Below are 17,657 nucleotides of genomic sequence, written 5' to 3'. Positions count from 1 at the left end.
CAGGTTGGTCGCGCCGGGGCCGAGGGTGGACAGGCTGACGCCGGTCTTGCCGGTCAGGCGGCCGTAGGTGGCGGCCATGAAACCTGCGGACTGCTCGTGACGGGTCAGTACCAGTTTGATCTTCGACTTGCGCAGGGATTCCAGCAAGTCGAGGTTTTCCTCACCGGGAATGCCGAATACATACTCGACACCTTCGTTTTCCAGGCATTGCACAACGACATCGGCGGCCTTGGCCATTTAGGGTACTACCTCAAAATCTTCGTGGGATGCAGCGTTATCAAGCTGCGTGACTGAGATGTTGCAGGATGTCTCAGTGGCGCGCATCGTAGGCCCTCCGGTTAATAATAATAAATATATTGTTATGATGCCTGAGATCACAGTTCGTTATGAATGAACCCCTCTGATGAGTAGTCCCCGACCATGAATCTCAAGGCATTGCGTTGCTGCGTCGAAATCGTTCGCCAAGGCAGCTTCACCAAAGCCGCGCAACACCTGCACATCGCCCAGCCGGCGCTGAGCATGGCGGTTACCCGCCTGGAGGAAGAACTGGGCGTGACCCTGTTCAACCGCACCACACGCAAAGTCATTCTCACCGCCGAGGGCGAGCGGTTCCTGCCGCGGATTGCTTCGGCCCTGCGCGAAATGGACGTGGCCCGCCAGGAACTGCGCGACATGGCTGACCTCAAGCGCGGCGAAGTCCGCCTGGGTATTCCACCCATGTTCGGCCTGCACTATGTGCCCGGGTTGATGAACGCCTTCCGCCGGCTTTACCCGGGCATCGCCATGACCGTATTCGAAGGCAGCGCCGAGGACATTGGCCAGCGCCTGGAACAGCGCGAAATCGACCTGGCGCTACTGGAGTCCAGGCGTGTTCCGCCAGACAAGGAATCGATCCTGCTGGGCAGCGACGAGATGCTGGCGTGCATGCACCCCGACCACCCGTATGCCGACAAGGCCTTCCTCACCGCCGAGGACCTGCGCAATACCGACATGGTGGTGTTCGATCGCACCTTCGTGCAGCGCCACCTGCTGGACGCGTTCTTCGCCGAACACGGCATCACTTACCAGGTGGCGCTGCAGAGCAACTTCGTCTCGCTGGTGGTGCAGGCCGCACTGGACAACATGGGCGTGGCCACCCTGCTGCGCTCGGTGCAGCAGCGCACACCAGGCATTGTCGGCGTGCCGTTCCGACCGGCGCAGCTGATGAGCTTCCGCCTGTGCTGGCGGTCGGGGGAATACCTGTCGCTGGCCAGCAAGCGGTTCATCGACTTTGCCGCGCAAACCCATTATCTGGAGCGCTGAGGCAAAACCTTTTGGGGGGCAAGGCGGTGAGGTTGCGCGGCGGGTCAAGGCCGGGCCTTGATTCAGCAGGCTGGCCAGCCTCGGCGAAACCATTACAATGCCGGCCCCTCCGCGAAATATGTTTTTCCCATGAAATCACTGCTTTACGCTGCAACCTTACTGTTTTCCTTCACCCTGCCGGCCCTTGCAAGCCCCCCGGCGACCTTCACCGAAGCCAAAGTGGTAGCCAAGCAGAAGGTGTACCTCGACCAGGCCAGCAGTGCCATGGGCGACCTGTACTGCGGTTGCAAATGGACCTGGGTGGGCAAGTCCGGCGGGCGTATCGATACCGCCTCGTGCGGCTACCAGACGCGCAAGCAGCAAAACCGCGCCGAGCGCACCGAGTGGGAGCACATCGTGCCCGCCTACACCTTCGGCAGCCAGCGCCAGTGCTGGAAGAACGGCGGCCGCGAACACTGCGTCGACGATGACCCGGTGTTCCGCGCCATGGAAGCCGACCTGTTCAACCTCTACCCGGCGGTGGGCGAGGTCAACGGCGACCGCAGCAACTTCAATTACGCCATGGTGAATGGCAATGCCGGGCAGTACGGCCAGTGCAGCACCAAGGTCGACTTCGTGCAGCGGGCCGCCGAACCGCGGGATGAAGTGAAAGGCCTGGTGGCGCGCACCACGTTCTACATGTACGACCGCTACAAGCTGAACATGTCGCGCCAGCAGCAGCAGGTGCTGATGGCCTGGGACCGGCAGTACCCGGTATCGGCCTGGGAGAAAGAACGTGAGCGCCGCATTGCGGCGATCATGGGCCACGCCAACCCGTTCGTGACCGGCGAGCGCAAATGGACCGCCGACTACAAACCGCAAGGTAGCGGTGTGGTGCAAGCGGTAACGGCGAAGCCCACCAAGGCCGAGGCCAAGCCGAGCCTGGCCGGCGGCGGGTCGGTGGGGGTGGTGCTTGGCAACCGCAACAGCCACGTTTATCACCTGGCCAGCGGCTGCCCGGGGTATGCCCAGGTCACCCCGAAGAACCAGGTCACCTTCGCCAGCGAGGGTGAGGCGCAAGCGGCGGGCTACCGCAAGGCGGGCAACTGCCGGTAAGCCAGCTTCTGGAAGGGATGGTGGATGGCACCGGCTTTGCCGGTGATCGCGGCTGAAGTCGCTCCTGCAGCTACGGCGTCAGCCTTGGCCGGCGCGGTTCACCTCGTAGGAGCGGACGTATCCGCGAAGCAGGCGCAACCTCAGACCCTGGGTACTTCATTGACCAGATTCGCCGGCCGTTCACCTGCCAGTGCGCTGAGCAAGTTATCCACCGCGCAACGTGCCATCGCCTCGCGGGTTTCCTCGGTTGCCGAGCCGATATGCGGGGTCGCCACCACGTTATCGAGCTGCAGCAGTGGCGAGTCCAGCGGTAACGGTTCCTGTACGAACACATCCAGCCCGGCGCCGCGTATGCGCCGCTCACGCAGCGCTTCGACCAATGCGGCCTCATCCACCACCCGACCGCGGGAAATGTTCACCAGGATCGCCTCAGGCCTCATCAGCGCCAGCTCGCGCACTCCGATCAAGCCTTCTGTGCCGGCACTCAGTGGCACGGTCAGGCAAACGAAATCCGCCTGCTGCAACAGCTCATCCAGGCTGCACTGCCGTGCACCATGACGCGCTTCCACTTCAGGCCTGGCACGCCGGTTGTGATACAGCACACGCATGCCGAAGCCGGCTGCGGCGCGTCTGGCCAAGGCCTCGCCGATACGGCCCATCCCGACGATTCCCAGCGTCTTGCCATGCACATCGCTAGCGAAATGTGCCGGGCCGAGGCTGGCCTGCCAACGGCCGTCGCGGACCCAGTTGGCCAGTTCCACAACTCGCCTCGCGGTGGCCAGGATCAAGGCAAAGCCAGTGTCGGCGGTAGTTTCGGTCAGCACGTCGGGAGTGTTGGTCAACATCACCCGGCGCCGGCTGAGCTCGGCGATGTCGTAGTTGTCCACGCCAACCGAAACGCTGGCTATCACCTCCAGTTGTGGCGCCAGATCGAGCAGGCTGTCGTCCACCCGCAGGCTGGCCCCCAGCAGCCCGTGTGCCCCCGGCAAGGCGTCGCGCAGGCGCGCCAGGCCGTCGGGCTGGTTGATATCCACCCAAGTCACCTCGACGTGCGCTTGCAGGCGCGCCATCAACTGCCCGGACAGGCGTTTGTACAGGACGATTCGCTTCTTCATCACAGGTTTCCTATTGGCTCATGGCCAGACGTGAACCGCCGCGCTTGGCTCGGCCTGAGGTCCGCGACGTATTGAGTGCGGCGGTAAGTGCCACTGCGGCGAGCAGCGCGCCACACATGAACAGGTAAGAAGCACCGGGCCCACCGGTGGCGCCATTGAGGTAGCCGACCAGCCACGAACCGCCGAACGACCCCAGCGCCCCCATGCTGTTGATCAGCGCCATGGCGCCGCCGGCGACATTGGCTGGCAGGATCTCGGGCACGATCGCGAAGAACGGCCCATAAGGTGCGTACATGCAGGCACCGGCGACCACCAGCAGCGTGTACGACAGCCAGAAATGCTGGCTGCCCAGGGCGTACGAGCCATAGAAGGCGACAGCGGCGATCAGCAGCGGCGGCCAGACGAAGCGCTTGCGCTTCTGCAGGCGGTCGGACGCCCACGACACGCCAACCATGGCCAGTACCGCCGCCAGGTAAGGCACCGACGCCAGCCAGCCGGCCTCCACGATATCGACCTTCGCCGCCTGCTTGAGGATCGACGGTAGCCACAACACGAAGCCGTACACGCCGATGCTCCAGCAGAAGTACTGCAGCGCAAGGATGATCACCTGTGGCGAGCGGAACGCCTCGCGGTAGTTCTTCACCGGCTTGATACCTTGCTGCTCGGCGGCCAGCGCCTGCTGCAGGGCGTCTTTCTCCTGCGCGCTCAGCCACTTCACCTGCGCCGGGCGGTCGTCCACCAGGCGCCACCAGAACAACGCCCAGACCACAGCCGGCAAACCTTCGATGATGAACATCCAGCGCCAGTCGTAATGCTTGATCAGATACCCCGATACCACCGACATCCACAGGATGGTCACCGGGTTGCCAAGCATCAGGAAAGTGTTGGCACGCGAACGCTCGGCGCGGGTGAACCAGTGGCACAGGTACACCAGCATCGCCGGCATTACCGCCGCCTCCACCACCCCGAGCAGGAAGCGGATAGCGACCAGCATGTAGACGTTGCTGACCATGCCGGTGAGCGTGGCCAGGCCGCCCCAGAGGATCAGGCAGACGAAGATCAGCTTCTTCACGCTGCGCTTCTCGGCGTAGATGGCGCCAGGTACCTGGAAGAAGAAGTAGCCGAGGAAGAACAGTGCCCCCAGCAAAGAGGACAGCACGGGCGTGATCTGCAGGTCTTCGGCCATGCCGGAAGCGGCAGCGAAGCCGTAGTTGGCGCGGTCCAGGTAGGCCAGGCTATAGGTGACGAAGACGATCGGGATGAGGTACCACCAGCGGCGAGGTGCCAGGCTTTGCTTGTGCATGTGTGCTTCTCCTGAGCTTGTTGTTTTTGTTGCAACAGGTGATTCGGGGTATGAGGTGTTCACGCGCTTTTGCGCAGTTCGTGAACCTCCAGTTCATGGCGCAGCGGCAGCCCCTCCATGTCGCCCCGCGATTGCACGGCGCGGCTGCCGCACCAGTTGCCGCGTGCCACTGCGTCGGCCAAGGGCCGGCCTTCGAGCAGCGCGCTGAGCACGCCGACGGCGAAGGCATCGCCGGCGCCGACGGTGTCCACGACCCGGCTGACCGGCACTGGCGCGACCAGGCCTTCGCCTTCGGCGCTACGGAAGTAGGCTCCCGCCTCGCCCAGCTTTATCACCACCCGGGCCACCCCCAGGTCGAGGTAGAAGGCCGCGATGTCTGCCGGGGTGTGCTGGCCGGTGAGCAAGCGGCCCTCCTCCAGGCCTGGCAACACCCAGTCAGCCTTGGCCGCCAGCGCATTGATCTCGCGCACCATGCTGCCCGGGTCAGGCCACAGCGAGGGCCGCAGGTTGGGGTCGAAGGAAATGCTGCGCCCGGCGGCACGCATGCCATCAACCAGTGCATGGGACAGCGCCCGACAGCCTTCCGACAAGGCCAGCGGGATGCCGGTGGCGTGCAGGTGGCGAGCTTGCAGGCAGCCCGGGCGGAGCAGCGCTGGCGACAGTCGGCTGGCCGCCGAGCCACGACGGAAGTACTCCACCGCCGGATCACTGCCATCGTCGCAGCGGCCCTTGAGCTGGAAGCCGGTAGGATAGCCGGGATCGACTTCCACGCCCGAGCAATCCAGGCCTTCACGGCGCAGGCTGTCCAGCACGAAACGGCCAAGCGAATCGTCGCCCACCCTGCTCAGCCAGCGGACCTTGAAGCCGAGCCGCGCCAGGCCGATGGCCACATTGCTGTCGGCACCTGCGATGCGCTTGCCAAACTGGCTGACATTGGCCAGGTCGCCGGCCTGTTCGGCGACGAACATGGCCATGGTCTCGCCGAAACACAGCACGTCATGTTCACGCATGGCTCGGCACCTCGCGCGCTGCCGCACGGCGCCCCAGCGCCGCCAGCGCGCGCACCTGGGCGCGCGTCAGTGCCAGCAGGTCGTCGCTGACCAAGGGGTATTCGACGGCACGCACCACGCCAGGCGTGAACTCGGCCATGAGTGCAGCCCATTCCTGCAGGTCCGCGGCGTTGGGCGGTACGGCAGCCAGGCGGCCATCGCCCAGGCGCTGCACGGCCTTGCAATGGACGTAACGCACCCAGCGGCCCAGCTGGCGTGCAGCCTGTCGGGCAGGCTCGCCCTGCCACTGCCAGTTACCGATGTCGAACGTCATGCCCAGGCTCAGCCCCAGGTCTTCGGCGCGCTGCAGGAACCTCAGCAGCGGCTGGATTCTGCCACCCTGCACCGTCTGGTCGTTCTCTACCAGCAGCAGCGGCCCGGGCCCGGGCAACAACCGCGCCAGCGCCGCCATATCGCAGCCGTCCCGGTAGTGCCCCAGGGAAACCTTCAGCGCCACAGCACCGAGAGCATGCGCGGTCGCCAGCTTCGGCGCGAGCTGCGGGTCAGGCAGGCCCTGCTCGGTCCACAGCTCAAGGGGTGTGGAATACAGGCACTCCAGGCGCAACGCAGCCATGGCTGCAGACAGTGCTGCAGTGTCTGGCGCACAGCTGAACAACTCTTCGCGCAGCTCCACGCGGGTAACGCCAGCGGCAGCCAGCAGGTCGAGGAAATGCGCCTGGCCATGCTGCCTGACCAGCTCGGCGCCATAGCTGGAGAGGCTGATGGAAACGGGGTTCGCGTACATTGTTGTTATCCCTCTGAAACCGGTTTCATTTTTATCCAGTAACCGCCAGCAGTCGCCTGCTGCCAATTACCGTGGCTGGGTTGAACCTCGGATGATCAGGTTGGCCTTGAAGTCGATGCGCCTGGCGGCGCCGCTGTCGCCGCGCAATCGACCGAGCAGGCGCTCGAATGCCGCCACGCCGATACGTTCGGTGGGCTGGGCCAGCGCAGTGATGCCGCTACCGACCAGCGGGTACCAGTCGAGGTCGTCGAGGGCAATCAGCCCGACTTCCGCGAACAGGTTGCGCCCGGCCTGGTGCAGCGCCCGGGTCACGGCCAGGGTGGCAATGCCGTTGAAGGTGAAGATGGCCTGCGGACCATGGCCGTTGCCCGCGAGGAACGAGGCCAGCTGGCCGTCCAGGCCAGGGTTGATTTCCAGCACTTGCTGGCGCATGCCGGGCCGACGGCCGATCGAAGCGCCGAACGCCTCGACCCGCTCCAGCCGTGAGCTGGTGCCATCCAGGGGCTCGGTGACCGCGAGGATATCGCGATAGCCTTGCGCCTGCAGGTGGTCGAGGGCCTGTTCGACCGCGTCGGCATTGTCCAGGCCGACCAGGTCGACATGCAGCTCGGGCAGTTGCCGGTCGACCAGTACCATGGGGATATCACGCTGCAGGTTGAGCAGGTCGCCGGGATGGTGGCCGAGGGTGTTCACGATCAGCCCTTCGACGTTGTACGACTGCAGGGCCATCAGGTGATGACGCTCCTGCTCGTCGTCGCGGTTGGTGTTGCACACCACCAGGCTGTAGCCGTGCTGACGGCAGGCGGTTTCCACGCCATGCATCACGGCTACCGAATAGGGGTTCAGAATGTCGGCCACCAGCATGCCGATCAGCCGCGTCTGGCCGCGCTTCAAGCCTCGGGCCATCTGGTTGGGGCGGTAACCGAGACGCTCGATGACCTGCTCCAGGCGCTTGGCTGTGGCCTCGGCCAGCAGCTGGCGATCGCCACCGATATACCGCGAGACGGTGGCCTTGGAAACGCCAGCGACACGCGCTACTTCGCTGATGGTGACCCGTTCGCGGGCATGGGCAGGCGCGTCGGTCATGGGCGGTCCTTATGATTGTAGTGGTACCGATGAAACCGGTTTCAATACAGCAAAACCGTACCCGTTCGTCAAGCCGCCGCTGGTCGGCAAGACGCGCAGACTCTTAACTGGAACTTTAACTAGCGGCGCTATGCCATTGAATGAAAAGACTTTAACCGGCCAAAATTCCTATCGAGTAAATCTGGAGCCATTCTTGTCCAGCGAATCGGGAGCAGCCCCTGACATTGACTCGACCATCGCTTTCAGCGCGCGTGCGGCCATGTAGAATTCGGCCACCCGTTCAGACGGCAAGTGGCACTCCCGGCTCCAGGCCTGAAGCTGATAGGCAAAGAACGTGCAAGCCTGCGGCTTACCGGCCATTACGTCCTCGATACGTTGCAACAGGGTATCCACCATCTCGTGTCGCCCGGCGAGGTCGGCTGACACCGCGAGGGCCGTGCCTATTTCCTCGATCAACCACGCCACCATCGGCGACATCCGATACAGGCTGTTGGCACGCAACGCTTGTGCAGGCGTGAAACTCAACGACATGGCAATGGCCCTCCCACCCGAAAGGATTAGCTCGTCTGGGTAAGAGGTGGCCGATGGCAAAAAAGTGGCATTTATTTTTCCAATTATTTCTTTACGCCGAGGTGGCTGTCGGGGATAGGCCCGCTGTTGCCCCCAATGCTGGGGCAACGCGGCCCACCCGACACGCCTGAAAATTGCCTGCGCGAAAGGCAAGGGCCTTGCAACGCAAGGCCTGCAGCACGATTTCCGCTACCTGGCATAGCTATTGCCCAACTCCTGCCAGCCCCAAGTCCATGGGCCTGTTTGCAGGAGGAAATGACTCATGCACCGATCGCTTCCCCGCCCGCTGGCTATGGCGATCTTCATCGGCATGCTACAGGTTCCGGCACAGGCTGCCTTGAACGCTGTCGATCCAGGCGCCTACGTGGCCGCCAACGGTGGTTTCCCCGCCTGGTACCAGGACAACCATGGTCGCGCCCTTGACCTGTGCCTGACCAAGGCGGTCAGCTCGCGTGTTGCGGGGGCCCCTGGCGCCCCTGCGTATATGTGCACGTTATTGCCTACCCCTGGCGTGTTCGACGATACCCAACCGATCGTCTTCCCCGGCAACTTCCCGGACGAGGCGTTCTGGTTCACCGCCGACGCCGCCATCGTCGATGCCAGCCGCGGCATAAACCTAAGCTACGGCACGGCGGTCGAAGCGGCGTTTGCCTCGGGAGAGCCGCTCGCCGGTGACCAGGTCAGCTTCGCCCGGGTGCGAATCCGGGTCGACGTCCCCACCGCCGGCACCTACGTGATTACCCATCCCTATGGTGTCGAAGTGTTCGATGTCGCTGCCGGCGGGCGCCGGGCGATCAACATGACCCGCGACATCGGCATTGCCGGCGCGGGCGATTTCAGCGGCGCGCTGAAAGGCGATGTCGGGCCTTTCCTGCGCAGCGTCAATGGGCCCTACAGTGAAGGCAGCGAGCGCTTCATTGGCGACCCGAACCTGGAAGAGCGGGTGACCGGCAGCCCGTTCAAGACCAATTTCGTGCGCATCGAGGGCCCGGGCGGCATCGACCTGCGCACCGAGCTGTTCGCGGTCTCGGGCAAGCTCTCCGATGTGGCCCTGCCAACCCCTTTGATGCCGCAGCGCAGCACCTACTCGCGGCATACCGAGAACGGCGACCTGCGTGCCCAGCAGGACATTTTCGTGATGGCCCCGCCGCCACCGGCCAGCGTCAGCCTGACCAGCCAGGCCCCTCAGCTCAACCTCTCCGAGGCCAACGGCACCGGCGCCTGGTACGCGCAGTCGGTACTCAACCCAAGCGTGGGCGCGGTGCTGACCCTGAATGCCGACAACCGCGCGGCGATCCCCACCAGCAGCCCGACCATCGCCAACGTGCCGCTGACCGACCTGGTCACCATCATCCAGGCCCAGTACCGGTTGTCCACCGGCCAGCTGACCCTGGTGGCCAGCAGCAGCGACGAAACGACTCCGCCGGTGCTCACCGCGCGCACCGGCAACGGCACGCTGATCGGCGACCTCAGCGGCGACGGCGCCTTGAAGAGCCTGAATACAAGCCTGTCCCCCATCCCGCCGGCCAAGGTGACAGTCACCAGTGCCAGCGGCGGCAGCGACACCGAAGACGTGGTGCTGGTGCCATGAACAGACAAAGGCCGAGCCTTGAAGGAGGTAGCATGAACACCTGGTCGCGCCGTGCACTGTTGGCCGCCGGTCTCTCTCTTGGCGTTACCGGCACTGCCTTTGCCGTGCTGTCCGACGTCGACCCGGGGCCTTACACCTTCGCCACCGGTGGCTACCCGATGTGGTACAAGGACAGCCTTGACCAGTCCCTGGAGCTGTGCCAGTCACGTGCGACCAGCACGCGCGCGCCAGGCGCGGCAGGTGCACCGGCGTATATGTGCACCCTGTTGCCCGAACCCGGCATCTATGACGATACCCTGCCGCTGGTATTCCCGGATAACTGGCCGCCGGAGATGTTCTGGTTCCTCGCGGAAACCTCGATCCCCGCAGTGGGCAACAGTGGCTATGAGCTGGAAGTCTACGTCGCCGGGCTGGAGGCGGCTTTCGCAGCGGGAAACCCGGTGGACGGCGATCAACAGAGCTTCGCCCGCATCCGTATCCGGGCTTCCGTGCCACGTACTGGTACCTACACCATCACCCACCCTTACGGCGTGGAGACGGTCAACGTCACCGCCGCCGGCCGGCGGGCGATCAATATCACCCGTGACATAGGCATTGGTGCGCCGGGCAACTTCCGGGGCGCGCTGGCCGGGGCGATCGGCCCTTGGCTGAAAGGAGTCGGCGGGCCCTATATCGAGGTCAATCCCGATACGGGCGCCAGCGAAACCTATGTTGGCGACCCCAACATCACCGAAGCGGTGACCGGCAGCCCGTTCAACACCAACTTCGTGCGCATCGAAGGCCCCGCCGGCACCCTTCAGACCAGCCTTTTCGCAGTCTCTGGCAAGGTACTGGACCCACGCGCCCAGACCCCGGTGACCCTGCAGCGTGCTACCTATTCACGCAGCGCGAGCGGCACTCGCACCGAAGTGTTCGCCAACGCCCCCAAGGAAGCCAGCCTGTGCATGCGCAACGGCCTGGCCCTGGCCGGCAACCCGCCTTCGCCGTGCCAGTTCACCCTCACCGCCGACAACAACGGGTTGTTCTTCCACCAGCAGCCTGGCCCTGACGCGCCGCCGCCGGTGGTGGTGGTGACCGCCAGCAACAGCACCGCCGGTACCCGGCCGACAGCGCTGTCGAGCAAGCTCAGCGACGTGGTCAAGGTCAGCACCGCACGCTACGAATGGGCCAGCAAACGCCTGCTGATCGAGGCCAGCTCCAGCGATGAAGTGGCCATTCCCGACCTGATCGCCCAAGGCTATGGCCGGCTGTCCAGGTCGGGCACGCTACAGAGCCTGACTATCAACGACGTAGCGCAGCCACCGGCCAGCATCACCGTCAAGTCGGCACACGGCGGCAGCGATATCGAGCCGGTGGTGGTCATAGGCAACGCCCCGGTCGAGGCGGCCAACCAGCCGCCGTTGGCCCAGGCCGACAGCGGCAGCACCAGTGTCGGCATTCCGATTACCCTCAACCTGCTGCAGAACGACAGCGACCCGGACGGCAACGTACCGCTGACCATCAGCGACCTGACCCAACCCGGTACGGGGCTGGGCAGCGTAGTGATGAACGGCACCACTGCGGTCACCTATACCCCACCCGCCGGAGCCACTCAGCCGCTGGTAGCCAGCTTCAGCTACCGCGCGGTAGACGCCAAAGGCCTGAAGTCGCTACCGGCCACGGTCACCGTCAACGTTGCACCCAACCGGGCACCGACAGCCAACCCGGAAACGGTCGCCACCCTCGGCGTGCCATTGACCATCAACGTGCTGGCCAACGACACCGACCCGGAAGGCAACCTGCCGTTGGTCGTTGCCGCTGTGACCCAGCCAGCCGCCGGCCGAGGCAGCGTCAGCAGTAACGGCACCACGGTGACCTATACCCCGCCAGCCACGGTCACCACGGCCTTCACCACGACATTCAGCTACCAGGCACGGGACTCGCTGGGGGCGCTGTCCAATTCCGCCACCGTCACCGTCAACGTGTCGCCACGGCCCGTCGTCGAAACCTTCACGGTCACGGAAGCCACCGTCACGGCGCGCTCGAACAACCGCTACAACTGGGACTTCAGCGGCACTTCGTCGGTAGCCACCGGCAATACCGTCACCGTGCGGGCCACCACGACCAGCGGGGTGCAGACCCTGGGCACCGCCACAGTGGCGTTGGGCGGGCGCTGGCGCCTGGCGGTGCGCAACAGCACCACGCTCATCCCGACTGCGACACCGACGGCGACGATCACCACCAGCCAAGGCACCACGCGCACGGTCAACGTCGCTGTGCGGTAACTGTCGGAGGTCGCGAGGAAACATCTGTCGGCACCGCCGTCAGCCAGTTCGGCAGTGACAACCTGGCCACTGTGAGCCAGCAGTACAGCTTTCCCCCTTGAACCGCGGTGCTCCTCTCCCTGGTGCCGCGGTTCCTTTTTTCGTGGCGTCCGGTTTTGTTTCGCCCTGTCGTGGGCAGGCCCACGGCACTGGTACAGGTGTTGAAGACCTTGCAAACCCGCAGATAGGCCAAGCCTGCCAGGCGCATTACAATGGTCGCCATCCAACCCGATACCGAGCACATGATCCAGTCCGACCTCGACCTGTTCGGCCCTCAGGCACAACGCCTGGCCAGTCATACCGTGCTGCTGCCCGGCTTCGCCCTGGCCGAAGTCGAGCCCGTGCTCGACGCCCTGCGCCCGGTACTGCGCGCGGCGCCGTTCCGGCACATGCATACCCCGGGTGGCCTGCGCATGGCGGTAGGGCTGACCAACTGCGGCACGCTGGGTTGGGTCAGCGATGAACAGGGCTACCGTTACAGCCCCTGCGACCCGCTCAGCGGCAAACCCTGGCCCGCCCTGCCCCCGGTATTGCTGGCCCTGGCCACCCGGGCGGCGGCCATGGCCGGTTTCGACCACTTCGTCCCGGATGCCTGCCTGGTCAACCATTACCTGCCCGGCACCCGCCTGAGCCTGCACCAGGACCGCGACGAAGTGGACTTCGGCCAACCGATCGTGTCGGTGTCCCTGGGCTTGCCGGCAATCTTCCTGTTCGGCGGCCTGCAGCGCGCCGACAAGACCCGGCGCATTGCCCTGAGCCATGGCGACGTGCTGGTCTGGGGCGGCGAAGACCGCTTGCGCTTCCACGGTGTGCTACCGGTCAAACCCGGCGTACATCCGCGCCTGGGCGAACGGCGGATCAACCTGACCCTGCGCAAGGCCGGGCGCTGAAGCGGACCTGTGCAAGCAGGATGAACGCGCATGAAACAGGTTGAACATCTTGGCCTGGCAAGCTTCAAAGGAAAGGCCATGCCATTTCAGCCTGGAGCCCGCCATGCCCTACCTGTACTCTGCCAACCGTCTTCGCAACGGAGCAGCGCGACCATGAAAATGCCCTGCCGCGCGCCCAGTGCTTCCTTGCAACTCGATTACGTACGCGACACCCTGTTCGGCCCGGTCGCACAAAGCATGGAATGCCAGTGCCAGATTGCCGCCCTCAACCTGCAAGGTCGCCCGGGCCTGCGCCTGCACATCTGCCCGCCGTTGCCCGACAAGGTGGAACGCGCCCACAGCGTGGCGTTTGTCTGGGATGGACGCAGCTACCACGGTGTGGTCCGCGACCAGGGCAAGTGCGGGGATGGCGGCCTGAACCTGCTGCTGGAACTGCAGTAAAGCCGATCGACGGTGACCAACCCGGCTGAACCTGCCGGGCGCAGCATGCCTCCATACAAAAGAGCCCATGCCTGCCGGAGAATGCCATGAACAGTCCGTTGCTCAAGCTCTTCACCCACCCCGCCGACGCCTGGCTGGACATCCGCCGGGCCGAGGAAGACCACCCGCAGCAATACCTGCCGCGCCTGCTGGCCCTGGCGTTGATCCCCGCCGTGTGCCTGTTCGTCGGCACTACCACCTTCGGCTGGAGCCTTGCCGCCGAGGAGCGGGTGCGCCTGAGCATGGGCAGTGCCGCGCAACTGGCAGGTTTGCTCTATGCCACCACGGTGGGCGGGGTCATGCTGATGGGCGTGATGATTCGCTGGATGGCGCGTGGCTTCGATACCCAGCCCAGCCTCAACCAGTGCATCGGCTTCGCTGCCTACTGCGCCACGCCCTGGTTCTTCGCTGGCGTGGTCGGCCTGCTGCCGATCCGCTGGCTGGCCGTTGCGGCGCTGCTGGCGGCCTCGGCGTATGCCAGCGTGCTGCTGTATGGCGGCTTGCAGACGTTCCTGCGGCTGAAGAAAGAACAGGCCATGCTGTTCGCGACCTGCGTCTGGGGGGTGGGCCTGTTGCTGCTGGTGACCATCCTGGTGGCGATGATCCTGTTCTGGTTCAATGGCCTGATGCCAGAATATGTGCGCCCGGCCAGCCTGGGCTGACCGGAACGCGATGGGCCACTCAGGCAATCGCCTTGAGTGGCGCCGGGTGAGTGCTACGCAGCGCGTGCAGCTGACCTACCAGGTTGACCAGGTCGCGGCAACTGTTCAGGCTTTGCAGCGGGACCCCGCTCAGGGTCACGCCTTCGTCGAGACTCTGACCCTGACCCAGGCGGATGGTCAGGTTGGCGCCGTCCGGGCAGCTGACTTCACAGCGGTCGGGCAGGCAGGCCTGCTCGATCATCTGCCGCATCTCCAGCATCGAAACTCCTATCAACGACATGGTACGACCCTCTCTGTGGGATGGCCTGTTGTGTGTGAGTACACCTTTGTCAGGCGAGGTGCCAATTGATATTGCGCATGCCGCGGCAGGTGTCCATGCGCCGGGGCAATGATGGTGCCGGAATCCTCTAGCACCTTAGTGGAAGATTGCCGGTGCGGGCCGGGTGTTCGGACGCGATGACAAAGTTAACGACGAGCGGTCTTGTCAGGCCCCAGCGACGCCCACAGGTGCTGGGCCGCATAAGCCCGCCACGGCCGCCAGGCCAGGGCCCGTTCGGCCAGTTGCGCCTGGTCTCCTTCCAGCCTGCGCAACGCCTTGACCAATGCAACATCGCCCAACGGTAGAGCATCCGCCGCACCCGCCTGGCGCAGCGCCAGGTAGTGCGCACTCCATGGCCCGATGCCCCTGAGCTGGCACAGCTTGCACAGCAGTGCATCGAGGCTCTGCCCGCGCCGCAGCAAGCCGGGCTCGGCCAGCAAGGCATTGGCCAGCGTGCCCAGGGTTGCGGCGCGAGCCCGCGGCATTCCGAGGTTGTCGAACTGCGCCGCCGCCAAAACCGTCAGCGTCGGGAACACGTGGCTCAAGCCCGGCACAGGCAGGCGCAGGGCTTGACCATGGCGCTGCACCAGCCGGCCAGCCAGGGTCATGGCCCCGGCTACGCTGATCTGCTGGCCCAGCACGGTGCGCATCGCTTGCTCACAGGCGTCCCAGCCTTGCGGCAGGCGCAAGCCTGGGCGTTGCTTGATCAGGCGGGCCATGAGCGGATCGGCGCAAAGCCCGGCGTTGATACACGCAGGGTTGGCATCGAGGTCGAAGACTCGCCTCAGCCTGGCGATCACACCAGGCAGCGCCCGCGCCGGAACGCCCTCGAGGCAAATGCGCAGGTGCTGGTTGCCCGCAGGCGTAACGTGCACCACGGCATGCCGGCCGGCAACCACCAGCGAACGGCTGTAGCTGCCGTCCACACAGGTTTCTACGCCGGGAATACAGCGCGCAGCAAGGAACGCCAGCATCGAAGGCCAGTGGTAAGGGGCACGGTAGCGTAGCCACAGGGTCTCCTGGCGGGCGCCGGGCAGCGACCGGCGCAACATGTGCAACGAACTGAGCTTGGCCATGGTTGCATCATGCCAGCAAATGCGTGACCTGTACCGGCCCTGTCGCCGCCGCAGTGTCGATCAGGTGGCCGCGGGGGCCTGCGCGGCCTGCATCTGCCCAAACCGCCCGGCATGGAAATCATCGAACGACTCGGCAATCTCCGCCTGGCTGTTCATCACGAACGGGCCATAACCGACGATCGGCTCGTCGATCGGCGCACCGCTGAGCAACAGCACGCTGGCGCCTTCCAGCGCTTGCACGACAACATCTTCACCGGCCCGGTCAAGCAACACCAGGCTGGCCGGGCCAGCTTCGCGCTCGTGGTTGATCCGCACGTTGCCGCGCAACACCACCAGCGCCGCGTTGCGCCCGGCCGCCACCGGCAGGCGCAGCGTGGCACCGGCATGCAGACGCAAGTCCCAGACGTCCATGGCGGTAAAGGTGCGCGCCGGCCCCGGATGCCCGCGATAGTTACCCGCGATCACCCGCAGGCTACCGCCCTCGCCGTCCAACTCGACCACCGGAATATCCTTGGCCAGCAGGGTCTGGTAGCCAGCGGCTGCTCGTTTATCCCGCGCCGGCAGGTTGACCCACAGCTGAACCATTTCCAGCATGCCGCCGCTGCGGGCAAAGCCTGGGGAATGGAACTCCTCATGGATGATGCCGTTGGCGGCGGTCATCCATTGCACATCACCGGGGCCGATCAAGCCACCGGCACCCGTGGAGTCACGATGCTCCAGCTCGCCCTGGTAGACGATGGTCACGGTTTCGAAGCCGCGGTGTGGATGCTGGCCGACGCCACGCCGCGCACTGGTCGGGGTGAACGGATGAGGGCCGGCATAGTCCAGCAACAGAAACGGGCTGATCTGGCTGGCCAGGTTGTCGTAGGTGAACAGGCTGCGCACCGGGAAGCCATCACCCACCCAATGGGCGTGAGGGCTGCGGTGGATACCCAGTATGCTTTTCATGAGAAGGCTCCTCTCTTGGCTGCGATCACCTTACCAGCGATGCCAATCAGGCAGTAGCCGGCAGAAATGGCATACATCGTCCTACTTGAGGGACAATCAGAAGAACATGGCGTGGAGTATCGGGTGCCCCGGGTATTGCGACCTCAACCAATGCTCCAGTTGCAACGAAAAGGCTTGCCCGCGCTTGCGCAGCTGCCGATAAAGCGGATCCGCCATTGCCTGCTCAGGCGCCAGTCGGTCCAGATAGCGGCGGTTTTCCGCCGAGGAAATCAACTCGAGAAAGACTGCGTAGTCTTCGAACAGCGCGTCGCTATGAGGGTTGTCAGCGCCGAGCGTGGCCAGGCGCTGTAACGGGGTCAGGGCCAGCAACTGTCGAAGGCGGTCGACCTTGGCTGGCGCAGGCAGGCCATGCGCTTCAGCAATGGCTACGATGCCGCCTGCGAGAAGCAGTTTCCGGGAAAACAGCAATTTGACGTTGCGTACCCCCCAGGCCTTGCCCTCGGCCCTTTTCTCCTCGAAGTTTGCCATCAGGGTCCGGTAGTAGCGAATCAGGTCGTTAAGCAGGAACCTGGCAAGGCCGTGGCCATGGTCATCAGGCACATAACGGCGCAGCAGGTCATGTTGCCACCTGGCAAAGGCGGCCTGCCCATACAGGGGGCGGCCTTCGAGCAGCAGCAACATGCGCCTGGTCAACGCGCTGCTGCCTTCACGCTTCCAGCCTATGTGCTCGCTCAGGTCCGCATAGCGGGCCAACGCTTCCCGGCCGAACTTGGCCACGTCGCTCTCGCCCGGGTGGCTGACAGGCCGCAGGATGTCGCCGACCTGGCGCAATATCTGGTCCAGACGCTGCACCGGCAAGCTGCTGTCATGCACGATGAAGAAGTCGATGTCGGAAACCTGGGAAACTTCGCATCGGCCGTAGGAGCCCACGCTGACCACAGCCAGGGGCGAGCAGGCTGTCAGCGGTGCCAGCGTACTGTGCATGGTTTTCCTGAGCGCCTCGATTGCGGCACAGGAGTAGTCGTAGCGCTTTTGCAGATAGGCGGGGGTCAGCAAGGTCTGGCTGGTCATGGACATAGGCTCGGGAAAAGCCCAAGGTTACCCACGCCGTCCTGCGCAACGC

18 protein-coding genes are annotated in these 17,657 nt (G+C 64.7%); 7 read left to right on the top strand and 11 right to left on the bottom strand.

Going from position 1 to position 17,657, the window contains the following annotated elements; genetic code table 11:
* On the bottom strand, positions 1–237 hold a 237-nt coding region (locus tag ACLEJP_RS02920), incomplete at its 3' end, for a thiamine pyrophosphate-binding protein (protein WP_274079936.1).
* Positions 238–420: 183 nt separating this feature from the next.
* Here ACLEJP_RS02920 and ACLEJP_RS02915 point away from each other — a divergent pair.
* Both ACLEJP_RS02915 and ACLEJP_RS02910 read left to right on the top strand, forming a co-directional pair.
* Positions 421–1,302 (top strand): LysR family transcriptional regulator, encoded by an 882-nt coding sequence (locus tag ACLEJP_RS02915; protein WP_186685860.1) that lies wholly within the window; start codon positions 421–423, stop codon positions 1,300–1,302.
* A gap of 129 nt (positions 1,303–1,431) precedes the next feature.
* On the top strand, positions 1,432–2,397 hold the full coding sequence (locus ACLEJP_RS02910; RefSeq protein WP_440804425.1) for an endonuclease: 966 nt from the start codon (positions 1,432–1,434) through the stop codon (positions 2,395–2,397).
* A 140-nt stretch (positions 2,398–2,537) separates the two neighbouring features.
* Here the strand turns inward: ACLEJP_RS02910 and ACLEJP_RS02905 are convergent, their stop codons facing one another.
* From ACLEJP_RS02905 to ACLEJP_RS02880, 6 genes are all read right to left on the bottom strand, one after another.
* The gene (locus ACLEJP_RS02905) at positions 2,538–3,512 is read right to left on the bottom strand and encodes a 2-hydroxyacid dehydrogenase (protein WP_440804423.1); all 975 of its coding nucleotides are present in this window, start codon (positions 3,510–3,512) and stop codon (positions 2,538–2,540) included.
* 10 nt (positions 3,513–3,522) lie between these two features.
* Entirely contained in the window at positions 3,523–4,815 is a 1,293-nt protein-coding gene (locus ACLEJP_RS02900) for an MFS transporter (RefSeq protein ID WP_440804422.1), read from the bottom strand.
* Between the two features lie 59 nt (positions 4,816–4,874).
* Complete coding sequence (locus ACLEJP_RS02895) at positions 4,875–5,825, bottom strand: sugar kinase (protein WP_440804420.1); 951 nt, start codon at positions 5,823–5,825, stop codon at positions 4,875–4,877.
* Positions 5,818–6,609, bottom strand: a complete 792-nt coding sequence (locus ACLEJP_RS02890; RefSeq protein WP_440804419.1) for an AP endonuclease — start codon at positions 6,607–6,609, stop codon at positions 5,818–5,820. Before ACLEJP_RS02890 ends, ACLEJP_RS02895 begins: the two co-directional genes overlap by 8 nt.
* A gap of 66 nt (positions 6,610–6,675) precedes the next feature.
* On the bottom strand, positions 6,676–7,695 hold the full coding sequence (locus tag ACLEJP_RS02885; RefSeq protein ID WP_440804417.1) for a LacI family DNA-binding transcriptional regulator: 1,020 nt from the start codon (positions 7,693–7,695) through the stop codon (positions 6,676–6,678).
* A 168-nt stretch (positions 7,696–7,863) separates the two neighbouring features.
* Positions 7,864–8,226, bottom strand: coding sequence for a hypothetical protein (locus tag ACLEJP_RS02880; RefSeq protein WP_440804416.1), 363 nt, complete (start codon positions 8,224–8,226; stop codon positions 7,864–7,866).
* 301 nt (positions 8,227–8,527) lie between these two features.
* On the opposite strand from ACLEJP_RS02880, the gene ACLEJP_RS02875 reads away from it, so the two are divergent.
* The 5 genes from ACLEJP_RS02875 to ACLEJP_RS02855 all read left to right on the top strand — a co-directional run bounded on the left by ACLEJP_RS02875 (position 8,528) and on the right by ACLEJP_RS02855 (position 14,191).
* Entirely contained in the window at positions 8,528–9,856 is a 1,329-nt protein-coding gene (locus ACLEJP_RS02875; RefSeq protein ID WP_440804415.1) for a hypothetical protein, read from the top strand.
* Between the two features lie 32 nt (positions 9,857–9,888).
* Complete coding sequence (locus ACLEJP_RS02870; protein ID WP_440804414.1) at positions 9,889–12,120, top strand: Ig-like domain-containing protein; 2,232 nt, start codon at positions 9,889–9,891, stop codon at positions 12,118–12,120.
* Between the two features lie 281 nt (positions 12,121–12,401).
* Entirely contained in the window at positions 12,402–13,049 is a 648-nt protein-coding gene (gene alkB, locus ACLEJP_RS02865) for a DNA oxidative demethylase AlkB (protein WP_440804441.1), read from the top strand.
* A 153-nt stretch (positions 13,050–13,202) separates the two neighbouring features.
* Positions 13,203–13,490 carry a hypothetical protein gene (locus ACLEJP_RS02860; RefSeq protein ID WP_225777660.1) on the top strand — a complete coding sequence of 96 codons (288 nt, stop codon included), beginning with the start codon at positions 13,203–13,205 and terminating at the stop codon, positions 13,488–13,490.
* 86 nt (positions 13,491–13,576) lie between these two features.
* Entirely contained in the window at positions 13,577–14,191 is a 615-nt protein-coding gene (locus tag ACLEJP_RS02855) for a Yip1 family protein (RefSeq protein ID WP_440804413.1), read from the top strand.
* A gap of 19 nt (positions 14,192–14,210) precedes the next feature.
* On the opposite strand, the gene ACLEJP_RS02850 is transcribed toward ACLEJP_RS02855, so the two are convergent.
* The 4 genes from ACLEJP_RS02850 to ACLEJP_RS02835 form a co-directional block, all read right to left on the bottom strand.
* On the bottom strand, positions 14,211–14,471 hold the full coding sequence (locus ACLEJP_RS02850) for a DUF1652 domain-containing protein (protein ID WP_440804411.1): 261 nt from the start codon (positions 14,469–14,471) through the stop codon (positions 14,211–14,213).
* Positions 14,472–14,656: 185 nt separating this feature from the next.
* Positions 14,657–15,586, bottom strand: coding sequence for a DNA-3-methyladenine glycosylase family protein (locus ACLEJP_RS02845; RefSeq protein WP_440804410.1), 930 nt, complete (start codon positions 15,584–15,586; stop codon positions 14,657–14,659).
* A gap of 60 nt (positions 15,587–15,646) precedes the next feature.
* Positions 15,647–16,534 (bottom strand): pirin family protein, encoded by an 888-nt coding sequence (locus tag ACLEJP_RS02840; RefSeq protein WP_440804408.1) that lies wholly within the window; start codon positions 16,532–16,534, stop codon positions 15,647–15,649.
* Positions 16,535–16,630: 96 nt separating this feature from the next.
* Complete coding sequence (locus ACLEJP_RS02835; protein ID WP_440804407.1) at positions 16,631–17,605, bottom strand: hypothetical protein; 975 nt, start codon at positions 17,603–17,605, stop codon at positions 16,631–16,633.
* Positions 17,606–17,657 lie beyond the last annotated feature (52 nt).

The organism is Pseudomonas sp. SMV7 (genome assembly GCF_052041995.1).
Classification (GTDB): Bacteria; Pseudomonadota; Gammaproteobacteria; order Pseudomonadales; family Pseudomonadaceae; genus Aquipseudomonas.
This window is presented reverse-complemented; position numbering and strand designations above follow the sequence as displayed.

Coding starts and splice junctions, on each gene's coding strand:
- ACLEJP_RS02915 (WP_186685860.1), top strand. CDS start 421: ATGAATCTCAAGGCATTGCGTTGCTGCGTCGAAATCGTTCGCCAAGGC.
- ACLEJP_RS02910 (WP_440804425.1), top strand. CDS start 1,432: ATGAAATCACTGCTTTACGCTGCAACCTTACTGTTTTCCTTCACCCTG.
- ACLEJP_RS02905 (WP_440804423.1), bottom strand. CDS start 3,512: ATGAAGAAGCGAATCGTCCTGTACAAACGCCTGTCCGGGCAGTTGATG.
- ACLEJP_RS02900 (WP_440804422.1), bottom strand. CDS start 4,815: ATGCACAAGCAAAGCCTGGCACCTCGCCGCTGGTGGTACCTCATCCCG.
- ACLEJP_RS02895 (WP_440804420.1), bottom strand. CDS start 5,825: ATGCGTGAACATGACGTGCTGTGTTTCGGCGAGACCATGGCCATGTTC.
- ACLEJP_RS02890 (WP_440804419.1), bottom strand. CDS start 6,609: ATGTACGCGAACCCCGTTTCCATCAGCCTCTCCAGCTATGGCGCCGAG.
- ACLEJP_RS02885 (WP_440804417.1), bottom strand. CDS start 7,695: ATGACCGACGCGCCTGCCCATGCCCGCGAACGGGTCACCATCAGCGAA.
- ACLEJP_RS02880 (WP_440804416.1), bottom strand. CDS start 8,226: ATGTCGTTGAGTTTCACGCCTGCACAAGCGTTGCGTGCCAACAGCCTG.
- ACLEJP_RS02875 (WP_440804415.1), top strand. CDS start 8,528: ATGCACCGATCGCTTCCCCGCCCGCTGGCTATGGCGATCTTCATCGGC.
- ACLEJP_RS02870 (WP_440804414.1), top strand. CDS start 9,889: ATGAACACCTGGTCGCGCCGTGCACTGTTGGCCGCCGGTCTCTCTCTT.
- alkB (WP_440804441.1), top strand. CDS start 12,402: ATGATCCAGTCCGACCTCGACCTGTTCGGCCCTCAGGCACAACGCCTG.
- ACLEJP_RS02860 (WP_225777660.1), top strand. CDS start 13,203: ATGAAAATGCCCTGCCGCGCGCCCAGTGCTTCCTTGCAACTCGATTAC.
- ACLEJP_RS02855 (WP_440804413.1), top strand. CDS start 13,577: ATGAACAGTCCGTTGCTCAAGCTCTTCACCCACCCCGCCGACGCCTGG.
- ACLEJP_RS02850 (WP_440804411.1), bottom strand. CDS start 14,471: ATGTCGTTGATAGGAGTTTCGATGCTGGAGATGCGGCAGATGATCGAG.
- ACLEJP_RS02845 (WP_440804410.1), bottom strand. CDS start 15,586: ATGGCCAAGCTCAGTTCGTTGCACATGTTGCGCCGGTCGCTGCCCGGC.
- ACLEJP_RS02840 (WP_440804408.1), bottom strand. CDS start 16,534: ATGAAAAGCATACTGGGTATCCACCGCAGCCCTCACGCCCATTGGGTG.
- ACLEJP_RS02835 (WP_440804407.1), bottom strand. CDS start 17,605: ATGACCAGCCAGACCTTGCTGACCCCCGCCTATCTGCAAAAGCGCTAC.